Consider the following 21,994-nt stretch of genomic DNA (forward strand, 5'->3'; position numbering starts at 1 on the left):
CAATGAATGACATCGACGCGCAGCGACTGATGATCAAGGTTGCGCGCCTTTACCATACCCACGAGATGCGCCAGACGGATATCGCCAAACGTCTGCAGATTTCGCAATCCCGGGTGTCGAGGCTGCTGGCCCAGGCCGAGGACGCGTCGATCGTGCGGACCGTGGTGGCTGTTCCCCCGCATATCCATGCGGAGCTTGAGGAACGCGTGGAGGCGCTGTACGGACTCAGCGAGGTCCACATCATCGACGCGGTCAGCGACAACGAGCAGGAGCTGGGCAAGGACCTGGCGCACACGATGGCCTCCCTTTTGCAGGACGTGGCCTTCGAGGTGAGCACGATCGCGTTGACCTCCTGGAGCAAGACGATGCGGATGATGATCGACACCATGCTGCCCATGCGCACCCGGTGCAAGCACGTCGTCGAAACGCTGGGCGACCTCGGCCCGCCCTCGCTGCAGCACGCCACGGCACGGTCCACCCAGCAGTTCGCCGCCCTCACCGGGGCGCAGCCCGTTTTCCTCCGGACGCCCGGCGTGGCAGCAAGCCCGGAGATGAAGGAACTCCTGCTGAGCGGCGATCCGCATGCCCGGGAAGCACTGCAGATGCTCGACTCGGTGGATCTGGCACTGGTGGGCATCGGCGCTGACGAGATCGATCCGGACCTGCGCCCGGGGGACAATTTCTTCACGGACGAGCAGTTCGCCCGTGTGCGTGCACTCGGGGCGGTTGGGGAAGTCTGCCTGCACTTCCTCGACGCCGACGGGAACCCGATCGACTCGGAACTCGAGGACCTGGTGGTCGGCATCACCCGGGAGCAGCTTCGCAACGCCCGGCACCGGTGGGCGGTAGCCGGCGGCGCCCGAAAGCACCGGGCCATCAGGGCAGCAGCGGCCGGCGGGTGGGTGGACACGCTGGTCACGGACGCGGCCACCGCGCGCTTCCTTGTCGACACGGCTTCGGCGGACCGCAAGGCGGCCGCGGACCTAAAGCCCGCGCAGTCAACCCCGCGGCGGCGGACGGCCGCCTCGAAAGCCTAAAACCGCCCGCGATACCGGGCACCTATTGACAACGGTGTGACGTACGTCCCATGATCGATTGCATATTCATTAGAAGTGCGCATATCGATTCACACCCCTGCGGCTGACTAGCGTGAATCGGCGCCACGCCACCTGCAGGAGGTACCGTGTCCACCGCCCTCGACAAATACGCCGACATGAAACCGAACTGGGACTACCCGGTCGTTATCGAGTCCCACATCAACGGCATCCGCACCAAGGAGATGAACCCGAACACACCCATCACCTACGAGGAAATCGCGGAAGACGCGATCAGGTGCTGGGAGGCAGGCGCCGGGGCGATCCATGCGCACAACACCAGCTTCGACCTGCTCGGGGAGAACGCCTACAAAGACTACATGCGCACCTGGGACCGGGTCCTCGAGAAGCACCCGGACATCACGTGGTACCCCACCACCTGCAACAACCTCCGGCTGCTGCCCCACGAAAACGGGCTCGAGCACGTGCCGCACCTGTACGAGGGCGGCAACGTACGCATCGGCTGCGTGGACACCGGCCTGACGCTTTTCGCCGTCGAGGAAGACGAGGAAGGCTACCTCTCCGGACCGGAGTTCGGATTCAACTACCAGCGCGTGGCAAGCCAGGTCAAAATGTTCCGCGAACGGGACCTGGCCATGGTGTTCGGCGTGTACGAGCCAGGCCACCTGCGCCACGCCATGCACTACGTCAACCGGGGCCTGTCGACGCAGGGCTCCATGTGGGACTTCTACCTCATCGGAGACTACGGTCTCACCGCCATGGAACCGATCGGCACCAACGGCATGAAACCGAGCCTTGAGAGCCTTTACTACTACCTCACGATGATTGAGGAAGCCAAGGTCAAGCACCCCTGGTACATCTCGATCTGGGGACAGGGCGCCCTCGATGACACCGCCATCCTCCGCCGGGCCATCGAGCTCGGCGGCCACATCAAGACCGGCTTGGAGCTCTTTTACGATCCGGCCCGCAACCCCACCAACCTCGAGCTCCTCCAGCAGGCCCAGGAGATCGCGCGGGAGGTGGGCCGGCCCATCGCAACCTATGAAGAAGCGCGGGCCCTCTACAACATCACCTGAGCACGTCAAACCCAACCATCTATTTTTCACGAGGAGGCGCAATGGCTGCGCACAACGAAGGCGGGGTCACCCCCTTCACCATCTCGATCCCGGATGAGGACCTCAAGGATATGGACGAGCGGCTCCGCCGCACCCGATATCCCGTGGACTTCGCCAATGACGACTGGCGGTACGGATACAACACCGACTACCACAAGCAGCTCGTCGATTACTGGATCCACGAATACGACTGGCGGGACGTCGAGCGGCGCATGAACGAACTGCCGCACTTCAAAACGGAACTCATGGGCGTTCCGCTCCACTTCATCCACGTCAAGGGCAAGGGGCCGAACCCCATGCCGCTGCTCATCCACCACGGCTGGCCCTGGACTTTTTGGGACCTCCGTAAGGTCATCGGACCGCTCTCCGACCCGGCGAGCTTCGGAGGCGACCCGGCGGACGCCTTCGACGTCGTCCTCATCTCGCTCCCGGGTTATGGCTTCTCCTCGCCCCTGACCGAACCGGGCTGGAACTGGTGGCGGACCGCGGACCTGGAGAATGCCCTCATGAAGGACGTCCTCGGCTATGAGAAATACGCAACGGCCGGCGGCGACTGGGGCGCCCTCATCGCCCAGCAGCACGGCCACAAATATGAGCAGGACGTCTACGGCGTCTACACGCACTTCCCGGCCCAGATGAGCCACTATCTCGCCGAACATCCCGACGCCCCTCCGGGCGTGAAGTACGACCCCTTCCTCGGACTCCCGGACGAGAGCGAGTACAACGACGCGGATGAGAAGGGCTGGTTCGAACGCGGCAAGCTCTTCGTCCAGAAGGAGAGCGGCTACGGCGAAATCCAGTTGACGAAGCCCCAGACGCTTGCAGCCCTCGTGGCCGACTCCCCCGCAGCCCAGCTGGCCTGGATCACGGAGAAGCGTTACTTCTGGGGCCTCGAGGAGCGCGGCCAGGGCACCGAAGCCTTTGAGCGCGTGTGGCCCAAGGAGGATCTGGTCACCACCGCCGCCGTGTACTTCCTCACCAACACCGGCGGCACCTCCTCGCGCTACTACTGGGAGTGCCGCGGCAACCCCTGGAAGCCCTCCCACGACAGGTTCCCGGTAGTAGGGGCGCCGACCGCCATCGGCATCTACCCGGGCGAAATCTACAAGCCGCCACGGAGCTGGACCGAGAAGTACTTTAACGTCCAGCAGTACCGCGTGCACGACGACGGCGGCCACTTCGCCCCGCTCGAGGTGCCGGACACCTACGTGGACGACGTCCGGACCTTCTTCAGGACGCTCCGCTAGGTCGGCGTGCAACTGTGGGGAGCCTGCTTGGCAGGCTCCCCACAGTTGTTTAACCCTCGCGGGCACCAGTGTTCGGCAACCCCTTGACAGGCGCTTGTGAGGTAACGCACACTCGTTAGCATGCAAATGCAGTAGCTGAATATTTATCTTCAGTTGCACTTCGGGTCGTCTCTCACAAAGGAGTCTTTGATGCACCTCAGGAAATCCATTGGGCGCCGCATTGCGGCGTTCGGGCTGGTGGCCGGCCTGTTGGCCACCACGGCCTGCTCTTCAACCACGGCCGGCACCCAGCAGCCGATCGACAAGAAGGACATCGTGCTGGTCGCGTCGGTCATCAACACGACCAACCCCTACATGGCCTCCATGATCGAGGGCGCCAAGGCCCTGTCCAAGAAGCTTGATGTGCCCCTCGAGATCGTCGACTCCGAGGGCAGCTCGCAGACCGAAATCTCCAAGATCCAGGCCATCCTTGCCCAGGGCAAGAAGGTGGCACTGATGGTCAACACCGTCGCCAGCTCGGATGCTCCCCCCATCATCAACGCCGTCAAGGCCGCCGGCGGCTACGCAACTGTCTGGTGGAACAAGCCGGACAACTTCGAGCCGTGGGACCAGGGCGACAACTTCGTGGCCTTCCAGAAGCACTCCGGCGTCGAGAGCGGCCAGTGCACCGCCAAGGCACTCGCGGACAGCATCGGCGGCAAGGGCAACATCGTGGCCCTCGCCGGCGTGCTGGACAGCACCACCAGCCAGACCCGCGTCGCCGGCCTGCAGGATGCACTCAAGGCCTACCCTGACGTGAAGCTCCTCGACACCCGCCCGGCCAACTGGGACCCCCAGCTCGGCCTGAAGGAGACCCAGAACCTCCTCGCCAAGTACGGCGACCAGGTTGACGGCATCTGGGCTGCCGACGACGGCATGATCATCGGCGCCGTGCAGGCCGTGAAGGACGCGGGCCGCATCAACGACGTCAAGTTCGCCTCGGACGGTCTCTACCCGCCGGTCGTCGACATGATGAAGGAGAACATGGGCAACGGCGCCATCGCCGGCGAGACCTTCCACCGCGGATTCATGGCCGCCGCGATCGGGCTCTACACCTCCTACCTCGCAGCCACCGGTGAGATCAAGCCATCGGAATTGCCCAAGGAGAAGCGCAACAGCCTGTTCAAGCTGAGCTGCGTCACCCCGGACAACCACGCCGAATTCACCAAGTACGACGGCGATATCGACGGCTGGATGGACGATCTGATCGAAAACGGCCCCTGGGACACCGAGCCCGTGCCGCTGGTCTCCGGAGGCCCGGAGAAGCTGCCCTAACGGACCGCAAACGGCGGCTCCGGACACCGCGCAGACGGGTCCGGAGCCGCCCCATCCGGAGCAACCACGACAGGTGAAAGTAATGACACAAAAGGACACCGGGACCGGCCTCCTCGAGGCGCCCGCCCCATCACAGCCACCCCTCCGGGCAGGCCGCCGGTTCGAGGCCAAAAACCTCGGCGAAGTGCTTGCCCTGGTCGGACTGATCGCCGTTTTCGCGGCGCTGAACCCCGCGACGTTCCTGACGCCGGAGAACCTGCGGACCATCCTGGACCACGCGTCCCTTCCGCTGATCATCGGCGTCGGCGCCACCCTGGTCATCCTGACCGGTTCAATTGACCTCTCCGTAGAGGGCGTGATGGGCGCCGCAGGCATGACCTTCGTCCTGATGACGGCCAACAGCCGCGGAAGCGCAGACCTGGGGCCCTGGGCCATTGTTGCGGCGCTCGCCGTAGGCGTGGGCCTCGGCCTCCTGAGCGGCCTGGTGCACACGCGCCTCAAGGTTCCCTCATTCATCGTCACGCTGGGCGTCTGGTTCGTGGGCCTTGGAATCGCCACTGTGCTCTTCGGTGACGAGTCCATTCCCTTCCTGCCCGACGGCGGCATCAAGGGCTGGCCGTCCACCCTGACCTTCGGGTTGCCCAACTCATTCCTGCTCGCCGCCGCCTTCGTCCTGGCGGGGATGTTCGTGGCCCGTTTCACGCGGCTGGGCCGCTTCGCCTACGCAATCGGCGACAGCGAGGAGATCTCCAAGGGCAACGGCATTCCGGTCCTCAGGTACAAGCTCTACGTCTTCGTTGTCGCCGGCGCCTGCAGCGCCGCCGCCGGCGTGTTGGCAGCCCTCAAACTCGGCGCAGGATCGGCCACCGTGGGCGTGGGGACGCTCTTCCTGACCATCGCGGCCGTGGTGATCGGCGGCACGTCCCTGGGAGGCGGTAAAGGCGGCATCCTCCGCACCGCGATCGGTGTGCTCATGCTGACCGTCCTCAACAACGGGCTCATCCTCAGCGGGGTCAGCCCGAACATCCAATCCGCCGTCTCCGGAACCGTCCTGATCGCGGCCGTCCTCGTGGCTACCTGGCCGCACCGCAGCAGACTGAGGATCGTAAAATGACCAACGCTTCCCTGGCGCCCCGCACCGGCGTCGAAACCCCGGCACTCAAGCTGACCGACATTTCGAAATCCTTCGGCGCGACCCACGCGGTCAAGAATGTCTCCCTCGAGATCCCGCGCCATGAAGTGGTCGGGCTGATCGGCGAAAACGGCGCCGGCAAATCCACCCTGCTGAAGATCCTGACCGGGCTGCACCAGCCCGATTCGGGAGTCATCGAGGCAGACGGCCGGCCGGTCAAGTTCCGCAGGCCGCAGGACGCCGTTGCCGCGGGCATCGGCGTCGTGCACCAGGAGCAGTCGCTCCTGTCCAACCTGTCCGTCGCTGAAAACATCGCGATGAATGCCCTGTCCTCCAAGGATGCGGCCACCAGTTACGGGTTCTACCGCTGGAAGCGCCTCAATGCGGAGGCAGCCGCCATCCTCGCCCGCGTTGGCTCCACCATCGACCCTCGCACCACGGTCAGCGACCTCTCCTTCGTGGACCGCCAGATGGTCGAAATCGCCCGGGCACTGCGAGTGGATGAGGCCATCCACGCAGCACCGCTGGTGATCCTCGACGAGCCCACCTCAGTGCTGGAGCGCAACGAAACGGCGATCCTTGAGCGCGAGATCCGCTCACTGCGGGAAATCGGTTCGGTGCTGTTCGTCTCCCACCGGCTCGACGAAGTCCTCCGGATCTGCGACCGCGTAGTGGTGATGCGGCACGGCGAAGTCGTGGCAGACGTGCGGCGGGAGGAAGTCAGCGAAGATGACCTCTTCCGCCTCATGATCGGACAGGAATCACGGGCGCGGGTGCGCAAGGGCGGCAACGCCGCGGGCGCCGTCGCGGCCATCGAGGCCAAGGGCCTGAGCCGGAAGGGGCAATTCAAGGACGTTTCGTTCGCCGTCTCTCCCGGGCGGTCCCTGGCCATCGTGGGCGCCATGGGCTCCGGGCGCGAATCCGTCTGCCGGGCCCTCTTCGGAGCCGAGCCGTTCGACTCCGGCACCCTCGAGGTTGCCGGCGGAGCCGTCCAGGGGTGGTCGATGCGCCGCGCCGTACGGAACGGACTGGCCTACATCCCCTCCGAACGGAAAGTCGAGGGCATGGTCGGCGGCCTGAGCGCGGCCGAAAACCTCACCCTGGTCCATCCGCGCGAAGCAGCCAGGGGCCCGTTCCTGCGGCGCAAGGCCCGTATGAAGGCCGCCGAGGAATGGTTCGAGCGCCTCGACATCCGGCCCCGCGACCCCCGCCTGCCCCTTGGCCGCTTCTCCGGCGGCAACCAGCAAAAGGTGGTCATGGCCAAGTGGCTGCGCGCTGAGGAGCTTAGCGTCCTGATCCTTGACCACCCGCTCCGCGGCCTAGACCCGGGAGCTTCGCAAACGGTGAACGACCAGATCCGTGCCGCCCAGGAGGACGGCGCCGCCGTGATCCTGCTGCCCGACACGCTCGAGGAGGCCCTCGAGATGGCGGACGAGATCATCGTGATGCGCGACGGCGAAATCACCGCCCGCTTCGACCTCTCCGTGGCCAGCCCGACTTCCCTCGACCTGCTTGAAAAGATGGTGTGAATCCCATGTCAAAGAAAGCCCTTCTCGAGCATCCGGCCACAGCGCCGGCCGCCGCCGACGGCAAGGCGAAGTCCGCACGCCGCCCGCGACGGAATCTGTGGTTCACCGCCGGGCCCTTCGCGGTGTTCCTTGCCCTGTTCGCCCTCGTGGCCATCCTCCGGCCGGCATTCCTGACCGGCGGCGGCATGGCAATCCTTGCCGTCCAGGCCGCGACCATCCTCCTGGTTGCGTTGGGGCAGGCGATGGTGCTCCATGTGGGTTCCATCGACCTGTCGAATGCAGCGATCGTGATCTTCGCGGCGATCATCCTCGCCCAGACCCTTGGGCCCCTCGGTCCCGCCGCACCCGTCGTCACCCTCGGCGTCGTGACCCTTATTGGGGCCGCCAACGGTTTCCTGGTTGCGTTCGGCCAGATCCCGTCCTTCGCCCTGACGCTCGGCACGCTCGGCATCCTGCAGGCAGCTTCACTGGTGATCAGCAATGCGACCACCGTGTATGCAACGGCGAACAGCCAGCTCCTCGCTCCCCTGTTTGGGACCGCGTTTGCCGGCCTGCCGCTGGCCTTCTGGGTCGGTGTGCTAATGGCAGTGGGCCTGTGGGCCTTCCTCCGGTTTACCCGGGCCGGTGAAGGCATGACAGCCGTGGGACTCAACGAGAAGGGCGCTTTGTTCTCGGGCCTGCGGACCCGCTGGTTCAAAGTGCTGGCCTTCGCTCTCTCCGGTCTTCTGGCTGGCCTCGCCGGCATCCTCGTCATTGCACAGGCCGGGGCGGCCTCGTCCTTCGGCCTGGGAAGCGACCTGCTGCTGCCGGGTATCGCGGCCGCCATCGTTGGCGGGACAGCCATCACCGGCGGCACCACCAACCCGATCAACATCGTTTTTGGCGCCCTCACGGTCGCGCTCGTGCCTATCGGCGCGGCTGCCGTGGGCGTGACACCCCAGGCGCAGAGCCTGGTCTATGGCCTGGTGATTATCGCCGCCGTGGCGCTCACCATGGGCCGGGGCCACACTGAAGTGGTCAAGTAACCGCCGGACCTCCGAACACTCCATGTCCTTGTCCTCCGAACCACCGCGAGGCCTTCCTCCTCTTTCCGAAAGGCACCCCATGTCAGTTCTCAAATCACTCCAGCCGCAAGAGGTGTTCTCCTTCTTCGAGACCCTTGCCGGCATCCCCCGCGGCTCCGGCAATGAGAAGGAAGCTGCCGACTGGGTGGTCAACTTCGCCCAGGCCCGCGGGCTGGAAGCCACCCAGGACGACCTGCACTGCGTCCTGGTCCGGAAACCGGGCCAGCTCGGACTTGAGGACGCGCCGCCCCTCATCCTCCACGGGCATCTGGACATGGTGTGCGAGAAAGAGGACGGAGTGGTCCACGACTTCGAACACGACCCGATTGAACTCCTCATCGAGGGCGACTTCGTCACGGCGAACGGCACCTCCCTGGGCGCCGACAACGGCATCGGCGTCTCCTACATCCTGGCCCTCCTCGACTCCACGGACATCCCGCATCCTCCGCTTGAAGCGGTCCTGACCGCCATGGAGGAAAAGGGAAAGGTGGGGGCCGCCGGATTCGACACCTCCAAGTTGTCCGGCAAGCGCATGATCGACTTCAACTGGATCACCGACAAGGAGATCCTCGCCGGCTGCAGCGGCGACATAACCTTCACCGTGGACATTCCTGCCGAGTGGGAGCCCGCTCCCGCCACGCATTTGGATGCGCTGCAGCTCAAGGTCCGCGGCTTGTCCGGCGGACATTGCGAGTTCGATATCCATCTTGAGCGCGCCAACGCCGTCCTGGTCCTCGCCCGGGCACTCAACACCGTACTTGCGCAGTACGACGTGCGGATCTCCGACCCCCACGGCGGTGCCCAGAACAACGCCATCCCGGCGGACGCCCAGAGCACCCTTCTCGTGCGGCCCGAGGACGCGGACGGCGTGCGCAAGGTCATTCTGGAGCTTGAGGATGTGCTGCAGAACGAATACCGCCAGGCTGACCCCGGCCTGCGCCTCGAACTGGCACCTGCCGAGACTCCGGACCGGGTCTTCTCCGCCGCGGCCGCGGCACGCTTCGCCCGCCTGACTGCACTCATCCCGAACGGCGTCCTCAGCTGGAGCCTCACCGTTCCGGGGATCGTGGAGAGCTCCAATAACCTGGGCACCGTGCGCACCACGGCCAACGGCGCCAGGCTCATGTCCACCATCACCGCCGCGGTGACTTCCCGCAAGCACGAGATCCTTGACCGGGTCCGGGCGCTCGCCGCACTCGCAGGCGGCGGGGTCACCGTGGAGGAGTACGGGCTGGACGCGGCCGAATTCCCCTACCGGCCGGACTCGCCGCTGCTGAAAGTGGCACGGGAAGCTTTCCGCGATGTCATGGGCCAGGAAGCAGACGTCCACGTCTCCCAGTGCAGCCTGGAACTGGGTATGTTCAGCCAGAAAATCCCCGGACTGGATATCATCTCGATCGGCACTGAACTGCACGATCTCCACTCGCCCAAGGAGACGGTGAACCATACTTCGGTCACCCGCGTATGGCCCCTCGTCAAGGAGGTTGTGTCCCGTCTGAAATAAACGGGCACCCGTCCACTGAAACCAAGGAAACCCCCGGCATAAAGGCCGGGGGTTTCCTGCGTGTCCAGGGCCCCTGGGCCTGTCCCGCTAAGGCTGACCCATCCCGGAGCTGAGGCCCCGGCTGCGGCCACCCGACGCAGCCGCTGCCCGGCGTCGTCCCCTGTTCGTCGCGTTAGCCTGCTGTCCGTCAGGCGGCGCCGGAAATGCGGTCCAGGGCAGACGGGATACGGCGCATACCCACGGTGCCACTCCAACAAACGTGCGTCGGCGCCCGTAAGTGGGCGCGAACAGGCAACTGCCCTACCGGAACAGATAGCGGGCCCGCACCGCGGTCAACAGCTGCTACTCCGCAGGTGACATGTCCTCGGTATCCACGGGACCCGCCGTCAGCACACAAAAAGGAGGCCGGACAACCTTGCGGTTGTCCGGCCTCCTTTGCCGCGGGTGCTTCCAGTCAGCTTGATTCGAGGTTTTCGCGTATTGCGGCCAGGAACCGGGCGCCGGTGGCGCCGTCAATGGCCCGGTGGTCGCAGGTGAGGGTAAGCCTCGCACGGGGCCTCCACGCACCCTGCCCGTCGTCGGTCGGCACGAACTGCTGGCGCGTGGCGCCGACGGCGAGGATGGCAACCTGCGGGACGTTGAGGATGGCATCGAACCCGTCGATCCCCATCATGCCCAGGTTGGAGACGGTAAAGGTACCGTCCGTCACGTCGTCCATGGTGAGCTTGCCCTCGCGGGCGCGCTGGACGATGTCCCGGCGCGCATCCGCCATACCCGCCAGGTCAAGCGACGCAGCGTCCTTGATGACCGGAACCACCAGCCCTGCCGGAGTATCGACGGCCATGCCGACGTTGACGCGCTCGAACCGGGTGACGGTCTCGTCGGCGTAGTGCGCGTTCAGGGCCGGGTGCTCCCGCAGCGCGGCCGCGCAGGCGGCAAGGATGGCATCCGTGACCGTGGCACCGGGGCTGCGCTCCTTCACGCGGAGCGCAGCCCCCATGTCCGCCTCAACGGCAAGGTGGAAGGCGGGCGCCTCCCACGCGGCCACCATGCGCCGCGCGGCAGTCCGCCTGATTCCCTTGAGCGGGACGACAGTCCTGCCCTCTTCCTCGACCGCCGTCACCGCTGTGCCTGGACCAGGCCCCGGGCCTTGCCGGCGCATCCGTACAGCTCCATCTTCTCGATGGTCGCCTGGATCATCCTCTCGCGGCCCTCAGCCATCGCGTCTTCCAACTGGCGGTCACCTTGGGACCAGACGGCCTCGATGCCCGAACGGAACGCGAGGCGAAGGTCCGTATCCGCATTGAACTTGTGCACTCCGGCAGCCATGGCAGCGCGGATCTCGTCATCCGGGACACCGGAGGCGCCATGGAGGACCAGCGGGATGTTCACGGCGGCCTCGATTTCCTTGACCCTCTGGATGTCCAGCGGCTGCGACGTCGCCAGGGGGACACCGTGGACGATGCCCACGGAAATCGCGAGGAAATCGACTCCCGTCTCGGCGACGAAACGCTCCGCTTCGGCAACGTTGGTGTAGTAGGCCTGCCAGTCTACTTGCTGGTCGGCGTCGGGGATCTTGCCCAGCTCGGCCTCCACGGGGATGCCGAAGGAGTGCGCCACCTCGACGACTTTCCGGGTGGTGCGGATGTTCTCCTCGAACGGAAGGTGGGCGCCGTCGTACATGATGGACGTGAACCCAAGCTTGATGGCCTCGAAGACTTCCTCCCACGGCCCGTGGTCCAGGTGGATCACGTATTCGGCCTCGGATTCCTCGGCGATGCGGCGCGTCATCTCGTAGGCCTTCTTGAGCCCCATGTGGGGCACGATCGCCCGGCCCACCTGGAGGAACACCGGAGACTTGGCACGTTCGGCAGCCCTGACGAGCGCTTCAGTAGTCTCCTCGTTGTGCATATTGAACGCCCCGACGGCGTACGCGCCCTCGGACGCGTCCTTAACGATCTGGCGTGGATCGACCTGTGGCATAACCGGCTCCCTTTCCTGCCCTGGACCGTCAGGCCGTCTCGATGTAGGCGATCACGCTGCGGACGTCGACCGTTTCGCCTTCGGGGACGACGATTTCGGCCAGGACGCCGGAGGCGGGGGACTCGAGGGTCTCCTCGACCTTTTCAGCTTCGACCTCCGCCAGCGGCTCGTCCTCGGTGACGGTGTCGCCGACGTTCTTGAGCCAGGTGGCGATGGTGCCTTCGCTCATGCCCATGCCCCACTGGGGCAGCAGGACCTCAACTTTTGCCATGTTCTTTCTCCTTGTTTTGGTTGTTCTTTAGGGGGTGTCACATGCGCGGTGCGGGCGATGTGAGTTCGCTGTTCAAGGTGTTCGCCATCAAGCCGGTGATGCGGCGGACGGCGTCCTCGATCTTTGTCCGGTTCGGGTAGAGCTGTTTCTCGAGGGCGGGACTGAACGGGATCTGGGTATCAGGGGTGGTCACCCGGACGATCGGGGCCCTGAGGGACTCGAAGGCCTCCTCGGCCACGATGGCCGAGATCTCCGCCGCGGCGGAGCACGTCCGGTGGGCCGGGTCGGCGATGACCAGCCGGCCGGTGCGCTGGACGGAGCGGATGACTGCCTCGGTGTCGAACGGGACGAGGGTTCGCGGGTCGATCACTTCGACCGATACGCCCTCTCCAGCGAGGGTTTCCGCAGCGGCGAGGGCTTCCGGGACGGCGCTGGAGATCGCGACGACGGTGACGTCGTCGCCGGTCCGGGCAACGTTGGCCTGGCCGAACGGGATCTTGTATTCCTCTTCCGGGACTTCGCCCTTGCTGCCCCACAGCATGCAGGCTTCGAAGGTCAGGACGGGGTCATCGGAATCCACCGCGCTGCGGAGCAGGCCCTTCGCGTCGTACGGGTTGGACGGGACGATGATCTTCAGCCCGGGGACGTTCATGAACATCGGGTACGGCCGGTCGGAGTGGTGCGCGCCGGTGTTCAGCCCGTAGAACATCGCTGAGCGGAACACCACGGGGATGGACGCCTGGCCGCCGAACATGTAGCGGTTCTTGGCGGCCTGGTTCACGAACTGGTCCATCGCCATGTAGAGGAAGCTCGAGTAGGACAGGTCGACGATCGGGCGCAGGCCGGTCATCGCGGCGCCGATCGCGGCCCCAACGATGACTTCCTCGGAGATCGGGGTGTTGCGGATGCGGTTGGCGCCGAACATCTCCAGGAAGTCGCCTTTGTCCTTGCGGGACTTGCCGGCGCCGGTGGTGCCGTAGACGTTGGCTTCGACGTCCTCGCCAATGATGACGACCCGCTCGTCGGCCTCCATGGCCTCGCGCTGGGCGGCGCCGATGGCGCCAAGGTAGCTCATGACAGTCATGCGATTGCTCCGATCGGCTCGGTGTAGAGGTCTTTGAAGGCGACGCTGGGGTCGGGGTAGGGGCTCTCGTCGGTGAACCGCACGGCTTCATCGACCTCGGCGAGGACTTCGGCCTCCAGGGCGTCGAGTTCCTCGGCGGTGGCAATCCCTTCCCGCTCGAGGTGCCGGCGGAACAGGACGATCGGGTCGCGCTCGACCCAGGCCGCCTTTTCTTCCGCATTGCGGTAGTCGGTGCCCAGGCGCAGCCCCTCGGAGTGCTCGTTGAACCGGTACGTGACCACTTCCACAAGGGAGGGACCCTCTCCCCGTCGGGCGCGTTCGACGGCGGTAGTGACCGCTTCGAATACCGCGAGCACGTCCTGGCCGTCCTCCACCCGGACACCGGGCATCCCGAAGCCGGCCGCACGGTCCGCAATCACCCCGGACGTCACCGTGTGGGCCGGGGTGGACAGCGCGTACTGGTTGTTTTCGCACAGGAAGACCACCGGCAGGTTCCACACGCCGGAGATGTTCATGGCCTCATACAGGCACCCCTGGTTCGCTGCGCCGTCGCCGAAGAACGCCAGGGACACTTTGCCGTTGCCCAGCACCTTGCTCGAGAGCGCAGCACCGGTGGCGATCGGAATCGACGAGCCGACGATGCCGGACTCCCCCAGGCTCCCGACGGCGAAGTCGGCCAGGTGCAGCGACCCGCCCTTGCCCTGGCAGACGCCCGTTGCCTTGCCCACGAGCTCGGCCATGAGCGGCCCCAGGGGGGAGCCCTTACCGATCGGGTGTCCGTGGCTGCGGTGGTTGCCGGACATGTAGTCCCCGTCCCCGAGGGCCATGCAGGCACCGACAACCTGGGCCTCCTGCCCGATGCTGGTGTGCACGGTTCCCGGGATCTGGCCGCGCTTGACCATCCGGGATGCCCGCTCGTCGAAACGGCGGATGCGCAGCATGCGCCGCTGCATCTCCAGCAAATTCTGCGATGAAAGATCCATCACGGCTCCTCTCTGAGTAAATATTCAAGGTATGAATTCTAATTCTATTTGTGGGTAGCCGAACTGGCAAGAGCCTGATCGGCCACAAGCGTGCGCGCCTGGTCAGGAGTCCCGGAAGGGCTCCAGGAGTGCATCGATGCGCGGCAGCACCAGGGTCGGCTGCCGCTCAGGGGGCAGCAGCCCTGCCATCTCCACGGTGGCCTCGCCCGTGAGGACGAGGGCCGAATCCATCCCGGCGTCTACCGCCATGGCGATGTCCGTCTGCAGCCGGTCCCCCACCATGACGCAGTCCGATCCGGAAAGCCCCAGGACGTCCAGCGCTGTCTGCAGCATGACGCCGGCCGGCTTTCCCACATTGGCCTCGCAGCGCACTCCCGTGCATGCCTCGACCGCGGCGATCACCGCCGCAGCATCCGGCTCCCCCCTGCCCATCGGCATGGGACAGTAGGCATCGGGGTTCGTCGCCACCAGGCGGGCCCGCCGGTGCTGCCAGAGTGCGTCAAAGGCGATCTGGAGCTTGCGGTAGTCGAAGCCGCGGTCATAGCTCGCGACGACGACGTCAATGTCCCGGGGATCCTCGGTCAACCGGAAGCCGGCCGAGCGGATGGCCTGTTGGAGCGGCTCTTCGCCAATGACGAACACCCCGGCCCCCGGGGCTTCCTTGCGCAGCCACGCGGCGATCGTGACCAGCGGGTTCACAATCCGGTTAACCGGGGTTGGCAGGCCCAGCCGGGTCAGCTTGTCCGCGTACATCTGCGGGTTCTTGGTGGGGTTATTGGATAGGAAGAGTGTTTCGCGTCCGGCCTCCCGGAGACCGTGCACCAGCTCCGCAGCCCCTGGAAGGAGCTCGTCGCCCAGATAGATCGTGCCGTCCAGGTCGAAGAGGTAGCCGGCATAGGCCCTCACGGGCCTGGACGTCAGGGTTGTTGAAGCAGTCATCGCGTTGCCTCCGCGAGTTTGGCGAAAACAGCCCGGTTGGCGGGATAGATATCGCGGTAGACGTCGTAGAGCCGGTCGTACGCTGCGGCCGCGCCGGGTCGGGGCTCGTAGGACAGCCCTGTTCCGCTCATGGCCTTCGCGGCGGAGGCCACGGAATCGTGGATGCCTGCGGCGGCCGCGGCCAGCATCCCCGCACCAAGGCAGGTGCTCTCCGGGTCGCGCACCACGGAGACGCTGCGCTGCATGACGTCGGCGATAATCTGGCACCATACCGGGCTGCGGGAGCCGCCGCCCAGGGCGACCACTTCGGCCACGGGCTCTGCCAGGGCCTTCTCCGCCCCCGTAGTCAGGAGCCGCTGCTCGAAAGCGAGGCCTTCGAGCAGTGCCCGGTACACGTGCGCCTTGCCGTGAATGCCCGTGAGGCCCAGCAGCGCACCGCGCGCGTTATGGTCCCAGTACGGAGTGAGGGCACCGGTCCAGTACGGCAGGGCCAGCAGGCCCTCCGAACCCGGGGGGAGAGCCGCGGCCGCGGTCTCGAGGACCTGTTCGGGGCTCAGCCCCAGTCCGAGGCCTTGGGCGTCGATCCCCGAGAATTTCTCGACGAACCAGCCCAGGTTGATGGTGCCCCCGCCGATGAAGGTCTCCAGGGTGTAGGAACCGGGGACAGCGGCCGAGAGCGTCCTGTATTCCCGCGCATAGGAATAGTGTTCCGAGAACGTTCCGGACACGATCCCGCTGCCGAGGTTTAGGTAGGCCCGGCCGCCGGTGGTCGCGCCGGCACCAAGCTGTGCGCATTGCCCGTCCCCCGCGCCGGCCACGACGGCGACTCCCGACGGAAGGCCAAGGCGCGCGGCGGCGTCGTCCGTGAGACTGCCCAGGAGGCTGCCGGGTGGCCGGAGTTCGCTGAGCTGCCCGCGGTCAAGGCCCACCGCGGTGACCAGTCCGTCGTCGTAATCGAAGGTGGACATGTCCACCAGGCCGAGCGGATCCGCCGAAGCCCAGGAAGTGAGCCAGGCACCGGTGAGGCGGTGGACCAGGAACCCGTGCACGTCCACCACCTTGCCGATGCGTGAGACCGTGTCCGGTTCATGGGCCTGGAGCCAGTGGAGCTTGTACCAGGCCGGGGTCGGGTTGGCGGGCTTGCCGGTGAGGCGGTGAACGTCCTCCGTGCCGAAGGCGGCGACCTCCTCGGTGGCACGGGTGTCAAGCCACAGCATTGCCGGCCGGAGCGGGATGCCCTCATCATCCAGGCAAACAAAGCTCTCGCGCTGATGGGTGATGCAGATGGCGCCGATCCGGGAGGTGTCCACGGTCTGGGCTGCACGCCGGATCGCTTCAGCGGAGGCGGTCCACCAGTCCTCTGCGTTCTGTTCCCCCCATCCCGGACGGGGCTGGCTGAGGCTGAAGGCGCAGCGCGCCTGCGAGAGCGCTTCGCCGCGGGCGTTCCAGACGACGGCCTTGGCGGCCGTTGTGGAGCAGTCGACGCCGATCACATAGTCACGCAGCATGGCTTCACTTCCTTTCCGGGGCCGCAGCTGCAGCGGCCTGGGCGGCGCGCGCCAGCACCTCGTCCACGTCCGCGGTCCCCCACCACCCGAGGAGCGTGAGCAGGTCCACCACCGTGAAGCGGTTCCGCATGAGGGCGCAGTTTTCGACCGCCCACCGTCCCAGTTCGGCATTCACGGAAGGCTCAAGCCCGGACAGTGAGACTGGGGCGCCGGCGCCCGCGAGCGCAGCGGCGATCGAGTCTGCGGGCCGGACGAGGTCCCGAAGTTCCCCTCTGACGTCCGTCCAGCGCTCGAGCATCGCTTCGACCCGGTCCAGGTTCCTTCCGACAGCGTCGAGCTTGGCCGAATAATCGCGCCAGCATTCATCGGCCACGCGCAGGCTTGGATCGACCCGTTCGAAGGCGGCAAGGACTCTTTCCCTTGCGGGTCCGTGATCGAGGGCTGCCAGGTGCGGGCGGCTGCCGGGTGCGGCGGCCAGCCTCTCGAAAAGCATGTCCCAGGCGCTGGCGGCAATGACGGACCCGGCCCCCACCTGGGCACCGTGGAAGCCGATGGGTTCGTCGTGGGCGCCGTGGTACTGGTCGAGCATGTGGCTGATCAGGTGCTCGACGCCGGATAGGACGGCCGTCGTCCCGGCGACACCGGTGACGATCCCGCGCAGTGCAAGGGCGCGTGCCAAGGCGCCCACCGATTCCGCCTCGGCCTCCCGGACCCCTGCGCTCCAGCTGTCCAGGTCCTTGCCGACCATGCCGAGCAGGCGCACGGCACTGGGCTTGTACGTCTGGTCGGCGCCCACCAGGGACGCCAGCCGCCAGTCCGCCGGGGCAACCAGCATGGACGTCATCTCGCCGAAGCCGGCACGGTTCATGGCTTCCGGAGCCTCGGCGATGACGTCCGTATCGGAGATGACTGCGTCCGGCCAGCATGAGGGTACGGTTCGTTTCACCCCGTCCCGCAGGACCACGGACACGTCGTCGGTGTACCCGTCGACGGAGGCGGCGGTCTGAACCGAAACCAGGACCGGGGTGCTGCCTCCGGCGCCTGCGCGCTGGACCGCGACCTTCGCGATGTCGCTGATGGTGCCGCCGCCAACAGCGACGACGGCATCCGCGCCAAGGACAACTCCGGCGGCCTCGTCGAGGACGCTGTCGACGACGTGGAGCTCAGCGTGCCCGTCATCGAGCACCGACCGGACGACGTTGAACCTGGCTGCGAGCTGGGCCTGGATGAGGTCTTTGACGTCCTCCCCGGAGCGTGTGATCCGGGTACGGTCCACGAGGAGCGAGACCCGCGGCGGCACGCTGCCGGGCTGTGGAGCCGGCAGGAGCCGAGTGACCGCGTCGGCTACTGCACCAAGCGCGCCGGGGCCGATGATGAGCTGCCGGAGCCCGCAGGGGGCGAGCGTATGGTCGGGATCCGCCTGGGTGAGCAGTTCTTCGATGGGCTCTACGACGTAGGTGTCGGTGGGCATGGTGTCCTCTCGGAACGGTGGTGCGCCCTCAGGCGCCTTGGCGGGAACGGCTGGCGCGGTCGGTCAGGACGGCAACGATGATCGCGACGCCGATGACCACCGGCTGGAGGTTCGGGGAGACATTCAGGAGGGACATGCCGTTGTTCAGGACGCCGATGATGAGGAGTCCGATAAAGGTGTTCAGCATGCCGCCCGAGCCGCCGGACAGGCTCGCACCGCCGATCACGACGACGGCTATGACATTCAGGAGGTCGGCTGTGCCGGCCGTGGGCTGTGCAGAGTCGAGCCGGGAGCCGACGATGACGCCGGCAAGGGCTGCGAGGAAGCCCGCCACCACGTACACGCCGATCTTGATGCGCGTCACGTTCAGGCCGGAGAGCCGCGCCACTTCGGCGTTCCCGCCGATGGCGTAGAGCGCGCGGCCCGAAGGACGGAACCGGAGCCAGTAGGCCGCGATAAGGAACGTGGCCACCATGATGATCCCTTCGAGCGGGATCCCGAGGATATCGTTGCTGGTGATGGCCAGGTACCACTCCGGGAACCCATTGATAGGGTTGCCGTTGGTGAGGTAGAGCGCCAGCCCGGCCGCCGCGGACATGGTGGCGAGGGTGGCGACGAAGGGCTGGATGCGGCCGTAGGTCGAGAGCACGCCGTTGATCAAACCCACCGCGGCCCCGACGGTTAGGCCCAGGACAACGCACAGTTCGAAGGGAACGCCGGCGGAGCGGTAGAGCCACGCGCTGGTCATGAGCGACAGAGCCAGAGTTGATCCTACGGACAGGTCAATGCCGCCGATAAGAATGACCAGGGCCGCACCCACGGCCATGATGCCAATGTCCGCATTTTGGGTGACCACGTTGGAGAGGTTGCGCCACGTCAGGAAGTACGGCGACATTATGGAAAGCGCGATCATCACCGCGATGAGGCCAATCAGCGGCCCGGGAACCCGCCGGAGCACGTTGGCGGCAATCCCGGCCAGGCCACGGCCCGTATCCCGCCCCGGAGAGGTGCCAGTCCCCGCATCTTCCGGGGTCCGGCCGCCGCGTCCTGAGGACCGTTGGTTAATGGCATGATCCGTTGTGGTTCGCATGGCTGATGCTCTTTCTACTGCTGGGAAATAAGGGGGGAGGCCGCTGATTCCGACGAGTGCACGGCCAGCGACATGACGGTCTCCGGGGTAGCTTCTCCCCGGCGGAGAATCCCACGCTGCCGGCCACGCGACATCACCAGGACCCGGTGCGAGAGTCCCAGGACCTCATCAAGCTCGGACGAGACGACGATGACGGACATTCCCTCGGCCGCGAGGGAGCGGATGATCTCGTAGATAGCCATCTTGGCGCCGACATCAACGCCGCGGGTGGGTTCGTCGATAATCAGGACCTTCGGATCCTTGACCAGCCATTTGCCGATGAGGACCTTCTGCTGGTTTCCGCCGGACATCGACTTCACCGGCAGCGCCATGTTGCCGCGGACGTCAAGCCGGCGGGCCTGCGCGCCTGCAACTTTCCGGACCAACTTGCGTGTCAGCATGCCCTTGCGGGCGAGCTCCCGCTCCCACGGGAGTGTCACATTCTCCTCGGCGGTGCGGTCCAGGTTGAGGCCCTGGCCCTTGCGGTCCTCCGGGACCATGACGATCCCTGCGCGGATCGCTGATTGGGGGCTGCTGCAGGGAAGCTTGCGCCCCTCAAGGATGACCTCACCCGAGTCGGGACGGTCCACACCGGCGATGGCCCGGACCACCTCGGTCCGCCCCGCGCCGACGAGGCCGGCAATCCCGAGGACCTCCCCCGCGGCCAACTCGAAGTCGATGTCCGCGAACGCACCGCGCCTGCCGAGGCCCCGGACCTCAAGCACGGTCGTATCGCGGCTTGGCTGCGGCGGGACGTGCTCGTACGTGAACTCGCGCCCGACCATCGCGTTGATGATCTTCTCCTTGTCCACGTCGCCCGAATTCCAGGACTGGACGCGCGAGCCATCACGCAGGCACACGATCTCGTCTGCGACCTCGCGGACCTCGTCGAGGCGGTGGGAGATGTAGACGACGCCGGCGCCGGCGGCCCGCAGCGCGCGGATCCGCTCGAGGACGTGTTCTGTCTCCGTTTCTCCAAGGGAGGCCGAGGGCTCATCGAACACGACGTACCGGGGACGGCGGCTGAGGGCTTTGGCGATCTCGATCTCCTGCTGCATGGCCATCGACAGGCCGCGGACGGGGCGGCGGACGTCGATTTCCACCCCCAGCGAGTCGAGGACGGTCCTCGACTCGCGGCGGACGAGTTCCCAGTCCACGCGGCCGCGCCGGTGCGGAAGCCGTCCGAGGAAGATGTTTTCAGCGACCGAGAGGTCCTGGATGAGGCGCGTTTCCTGGTGGATGAGAGCCACACCCTGCCGGAGTGCTTCGGCGGGGTTGGACGGGGCGTAGTCCGCCCCGTCCAGCCGCATTGTGCCGCCGTCCGGCTTTACGACGCCGGTGATGATCGAGCTGAGGGTCGACTTTCCCGCACCGTTTTCGCCTACGAGCCCCACAACGGTGCCCGGCTCGACCCGGAAGTCGACCGATTTCAGGACCGTCACCCCGGAGTATGCCTTCATCAGGCCAGTGCCCTCCAGGCCGGCCGAAGCTTGTTGAGTCGTCATCGTGGGATCACTTGAAGGACTGGGCGTCCGGGCCGTAGAAGTCTTCGACCTTGTGCTTGGCAACCGTTTCCTTGTTGATCAGCACAGTGTCCTGGTACTGCTCCTTAGGGATGTCCTGGCCCTTGCCCTCCATGAGGGCGATGGCGTTGCGCACGGCGAGCTGGCCCATCATGTACGGCTGCTGTGCCATAGTCGCCTGGGTCAGACCACTCGCGACCGCATCGAACATGGTCGGGAAGCCGTCGATGCCCACAGAGAAGATCGTCTTGCCGGATGCCTTGGCCGCCTTGGAGGCGCCGAGGGACATCGCGTCGCTCTCGCCGAACACCGCCTTAAGGTTGGGGTGCGCCGTGAGAATGTTCTGGGTGGCCTTGTAGGCCTCGGTCTCATCCCAGTTGGCGGTTTCCTCGGCAACGACCTTGATGCCTGGCGTCTCCTTGAGGGCCTTCTGGCATCCCTCCGTCCGCTGGATCTCCGCGGTGGATCCGAGTACGCCGTGCAGAATGGCTATCTCGCCCGACCCGCCGATCTGCCCGAACATCCACGTGCAGAGCTCGTAGGCCGCTTTGACGCTGTCAGTCGCGATGTAGGTGGCGAGATCACCCTGGCCGGACTCCGGGCGCTGGTCCACCGCGACCACGGGGACGTCCGCCTTGTTGGCGGCACGGACACCCGCAGCCGCAGCTGTTGAGTCCTGGGAGGTGAAGATCAGGGCACCGATCTCCTTCGTCAAAAGATCATTGACCTGCTTGACCTGCGCCGACGAGTCGTTGTTGGCAGAGGTGATGTTCACCTCGTAGCCCAGCTTCTTTGCCTCGTCCTTGATGCCGGCAACCTCAGCCACATAAAAGAGTGACTTCTGGTCCGCCACCGACACACCAATCACCTTCTTCTGGTCCCCGGCGGGAGCACCGGCGCCCCCGCATGCAGCAAGCGAGAGCGCCATCATGGCGGCCGTCAGAACGGCACACCCCGAGCGGATCATCTTGTGGGAAGTCATCATCGTCTCCTCTTGTCTTAGCGACTTCACTGTCGGGCAGAAATTTTTATTCAGGCACGCAATTACTATGCAATGATGGTGCGGCATGGATCACATTGCTGTCAAGGGAAACTCCTTCCCGGCTGGAGCCGGCTCCGATCGTCGACGACTATGGATGGCGG

The 21,994-nt window shown here is 65.9% G+C and carries 19 protein-coding genes; 8 read left to right on the forward strand and 11 right to left on the reverse strand.

Annotation, left to right across the window (positions count from 1 at the left end):
* Positions 1-2 precede the first annotated feature (2 nt).
* From Q9R30_RS10365 to pepD, 8 genes are all read left to right on the forward strand, one after another.
* Positions 3-1,037: a sugar-binding domain-containing protein gene (locus tag Q9R30_RS10365; RefSeq protein ID WP_311217545.1), complete on the forward strand. Its 1,035-nt coding sequence runs from the start codon at positions 3-5 to the stop codon at positions 1,035-1,037.
* Between the two features lie 146 nt (positions 1,038-1,183).
* A complete protein-coding gene (locus Q9R30_RS10370) occupies positions 1,184-2,131 on the forward strand; it encodes a 3-keto-5-aminohexanoate cleavage protein (RefSeq protein WP_311217546.1) in 948 nt (315 codons plus the stop codon).
* Between the two features lie 41 nt (positions 2,132-2,172).
* The gene (locus Q9R30_RS10375) at positions 2,173-3,417 is read left to right on the forward strand and encodes an epoxide hydrolase family protein (protein WP_104997030.1); all 1,245 of its coding nucleotides are present in this window, start codon (positions 2,173-2,175) and stop codon (positions 3,415-3,417) included.
* A 189-nt stretch (positions 3,418-3,606) separates the two neighbouring features.
* Entirely contained in the window at positions 3,607-4,731 is a 1,125-nt protein-coding gene (locus Q9R30_RS10380) for a sugar ABC transporter substrate-binding protein (RefSeq protein ID WP_104997029.1), read from the forward strand.
* Positions 4,732-4,813: 82 nt separating this feature from the next.
* Positions 4,814-5,845 carry an ABC transporter permease gene (locus Q9R30_RS10385; protein ID WP_104997028.1) on the forward strand — a complete coding sequence of 344 codons (1,032 nt, stop codon included), beginning with the start codon at positions 4,814-4,816 and terminating at the stop codon, positions 5,843-5,845.
* On the forward strand, positions 5,842-7,392 hold the full coding sequence (locus tag Q9R30_RS10390; RefSeq protein WP_311217547.1) for a sugar ABC transporter ATP-binding protein: 1,551 nt from the start codon (positions 5,842-5,844) through the stop codon (positions 7,390-7,392). Before Q9R30_RS10385 ends, Q9R30_RS10390 begins: the two co-directional genes overlap by 4 nt.
* A 5-nt stretch (positions 7,393-7,397) precedes the next feature.
* Positions 7,398-8,417, forward strand: coding sequence for an ABC transporter permease (locus Q9R30_RS10395; RefSeq protein WP_311217549.1), 1,020 nt, complete (start codon positions 7,398-7,400; stop codon positions 8,415-8,417).
* 79 nt (positions 8,418-8,496) lie between these two features.
* Entirely contained in the window at positions 8,497-9,960 is a 1,464-nt protein-coding gene (pepD, locus tag Q9R30_RS10400) for a beta-Ala-His dipeptidase (protein WP_311217550.1), read from the forward strand.
* Between the two features lie 454 nt (positions 9,961-10,414).
* On the opposite strand, the gene Q9R30_RS10405 is transcribed toward pepD, so the two are convergent.
* The 11 genes from Q9R30_RS10405 to Q9R30_RS10455 all read right to left on the reverse strand — a co-directional run bounded on the left by Q9R30_RS10405 (position 10,415) and on the right by Q9R30_RS10455 (position 21,833).
* Positions 10,415-11,083, reverse strand: coding sequence for a 2-oxo acid dehydrogenase subunit E2 (locus Q9R30_RS10405; protein ID WP_199775334.1), 669 nt, complete (start codon positions 11,081-11,083; stop codon positions 10,415-10,417).
* Positions 11,080-11,943 carry a class II fructose-bisphosphate aldolase gene (locus tag Q9R30_RS10410; protein ID WP_104997023.1) on the reverse strand — a complete coding sequence of 288 codons (864 nt, stop codon included), beginning with the start codon at positions 11,941-11,943 and terminating at the stop codon, positions 11,080-11,082. Before Q9R30_RS10410 ends, Q9R30_RS10405 begins: the two co-directional genes overlap by 4 nt.
* Positions 11,944-11,971: 28 nt before the next feature.
* Entirely contained in the window at positions 11,972-12,214 is a 243-nt protein-coding gene (locus Q9R30_RS10415) for a biotin/lipoyl-containing protein (protein ID WP_104997022.1), read from the reverse strand.
* Between the two features lie 37 nt (positions 12,215-12,251).
* Positions 12,252-13,298, reverse strand: a complete 1,047-nt coding sequence (locus Q9R30_RS10420; protein WP_311217551.1) for a transketolase C-terminal domain-containing protein — start codon at positions 13,296-13,298, stop codon at positions 12,252-12,254.
* Positions 13,295-14,281, reverse strand: a complete 987-nt coding sequence (locus tag Q9R30_RS10425; protein ID WP_311217552.1) for a thiamine pyrophosphate-dependent dehydrogenase E1 component subunit alpha — start codon at positions 14,279-14,281, stop codon at positions 13,295-13,297. Before Q9R30_RS10425 ends, Q9R30_RS10420 begins: the two co-directional genes overlap by 4 nt.
* 102 nt (positions 14,282-14,383) lie before the next feature.
* Positions 14,384-15,220, reverse strand: a complete 837-nt coding sequence (locus tag Q9R30_RS10430; RefSeq protein WP_311217553.1) for an HAD-IIA family hydrolase — start codon at positions 15,218-15,220, stop codon at positions 14,384-14,386.
* Positions 15,217-16,728, reverse strand: a complete 1,512-nt coding sequence (locus Q9R30_RS10435) for an FGGY family carbohydrate kinase (RefSeq protein ID WP_311217554.1) — start codon at positions 16,726-16,728, stop codon at positions 15,217-15,219. Before Q9R30_RS10435 ends, Q9R30_RS10430 begins: the two co-directional genes overlap by 4 nt.
* Before the next feature lie 4 nt (positions 16,729-16,732).
* A complete protein-coding gene (locus tag Q9R30_RS10440; RefSeq protein WP_311217555.1) occupies positions 16,733-18,199 on the reverse strand; it encodes an iron-containing alcohol dehydrogenase in 1,467 nt (488 codons plus the stop codon).
* Between the two features lie 28 nt (positions 18,200-18,227).
* Positions 18,228-19,289 carry an ABC transporter permease gene (locus Q9R30_RS10445; RefSeq protein ID WP_104997017.1) on the reverse strand — a complete coding sequence of 354 codons (1,062 nt, stop codon included), beginning with the start codon at positions 19,287-19,289 and terminating at the stop codon, positions 18,228-18,230.
* A 14-nt stretch (positions 19,290-19,303) separates the two neighbouring features.
* Entirely contained in the window at positions 19,304-20,833 is a 1,530-nt protein-coding gene (locus Q9R30_RS10450) for a sugar ABC transporter ATP-binding protein (RefSeq protein ID WP_311217556.1), read from the reverse strand.
* A gap of 7 nt (positions 20,834-20,840) precedes the next feature.
* On the reverse strand, positions 20,841-21,833 hold the full coding sequence (locus Q9R30_RS10455) for a substrate-binding domain-containing protein (RefSeq protein WP_311217557.1): 993 nt from the start codon (positions 21,831-21,833) through the stop codon (positions 20,841-20,843).
* Positions 21,834-21,994 lie beyond the last annotated feature (161 nt).

Origin of the sequence: Arthrobacter sp. AB6 (assembly GCF_031844545.1) — a bacterium.
In the GTDB taxonomy this organism is placed as follows: Bacteria; Actinomycetota; Actinomycetes; order Actinomycetales; family Micrococcaceae; genus Arthrobacter.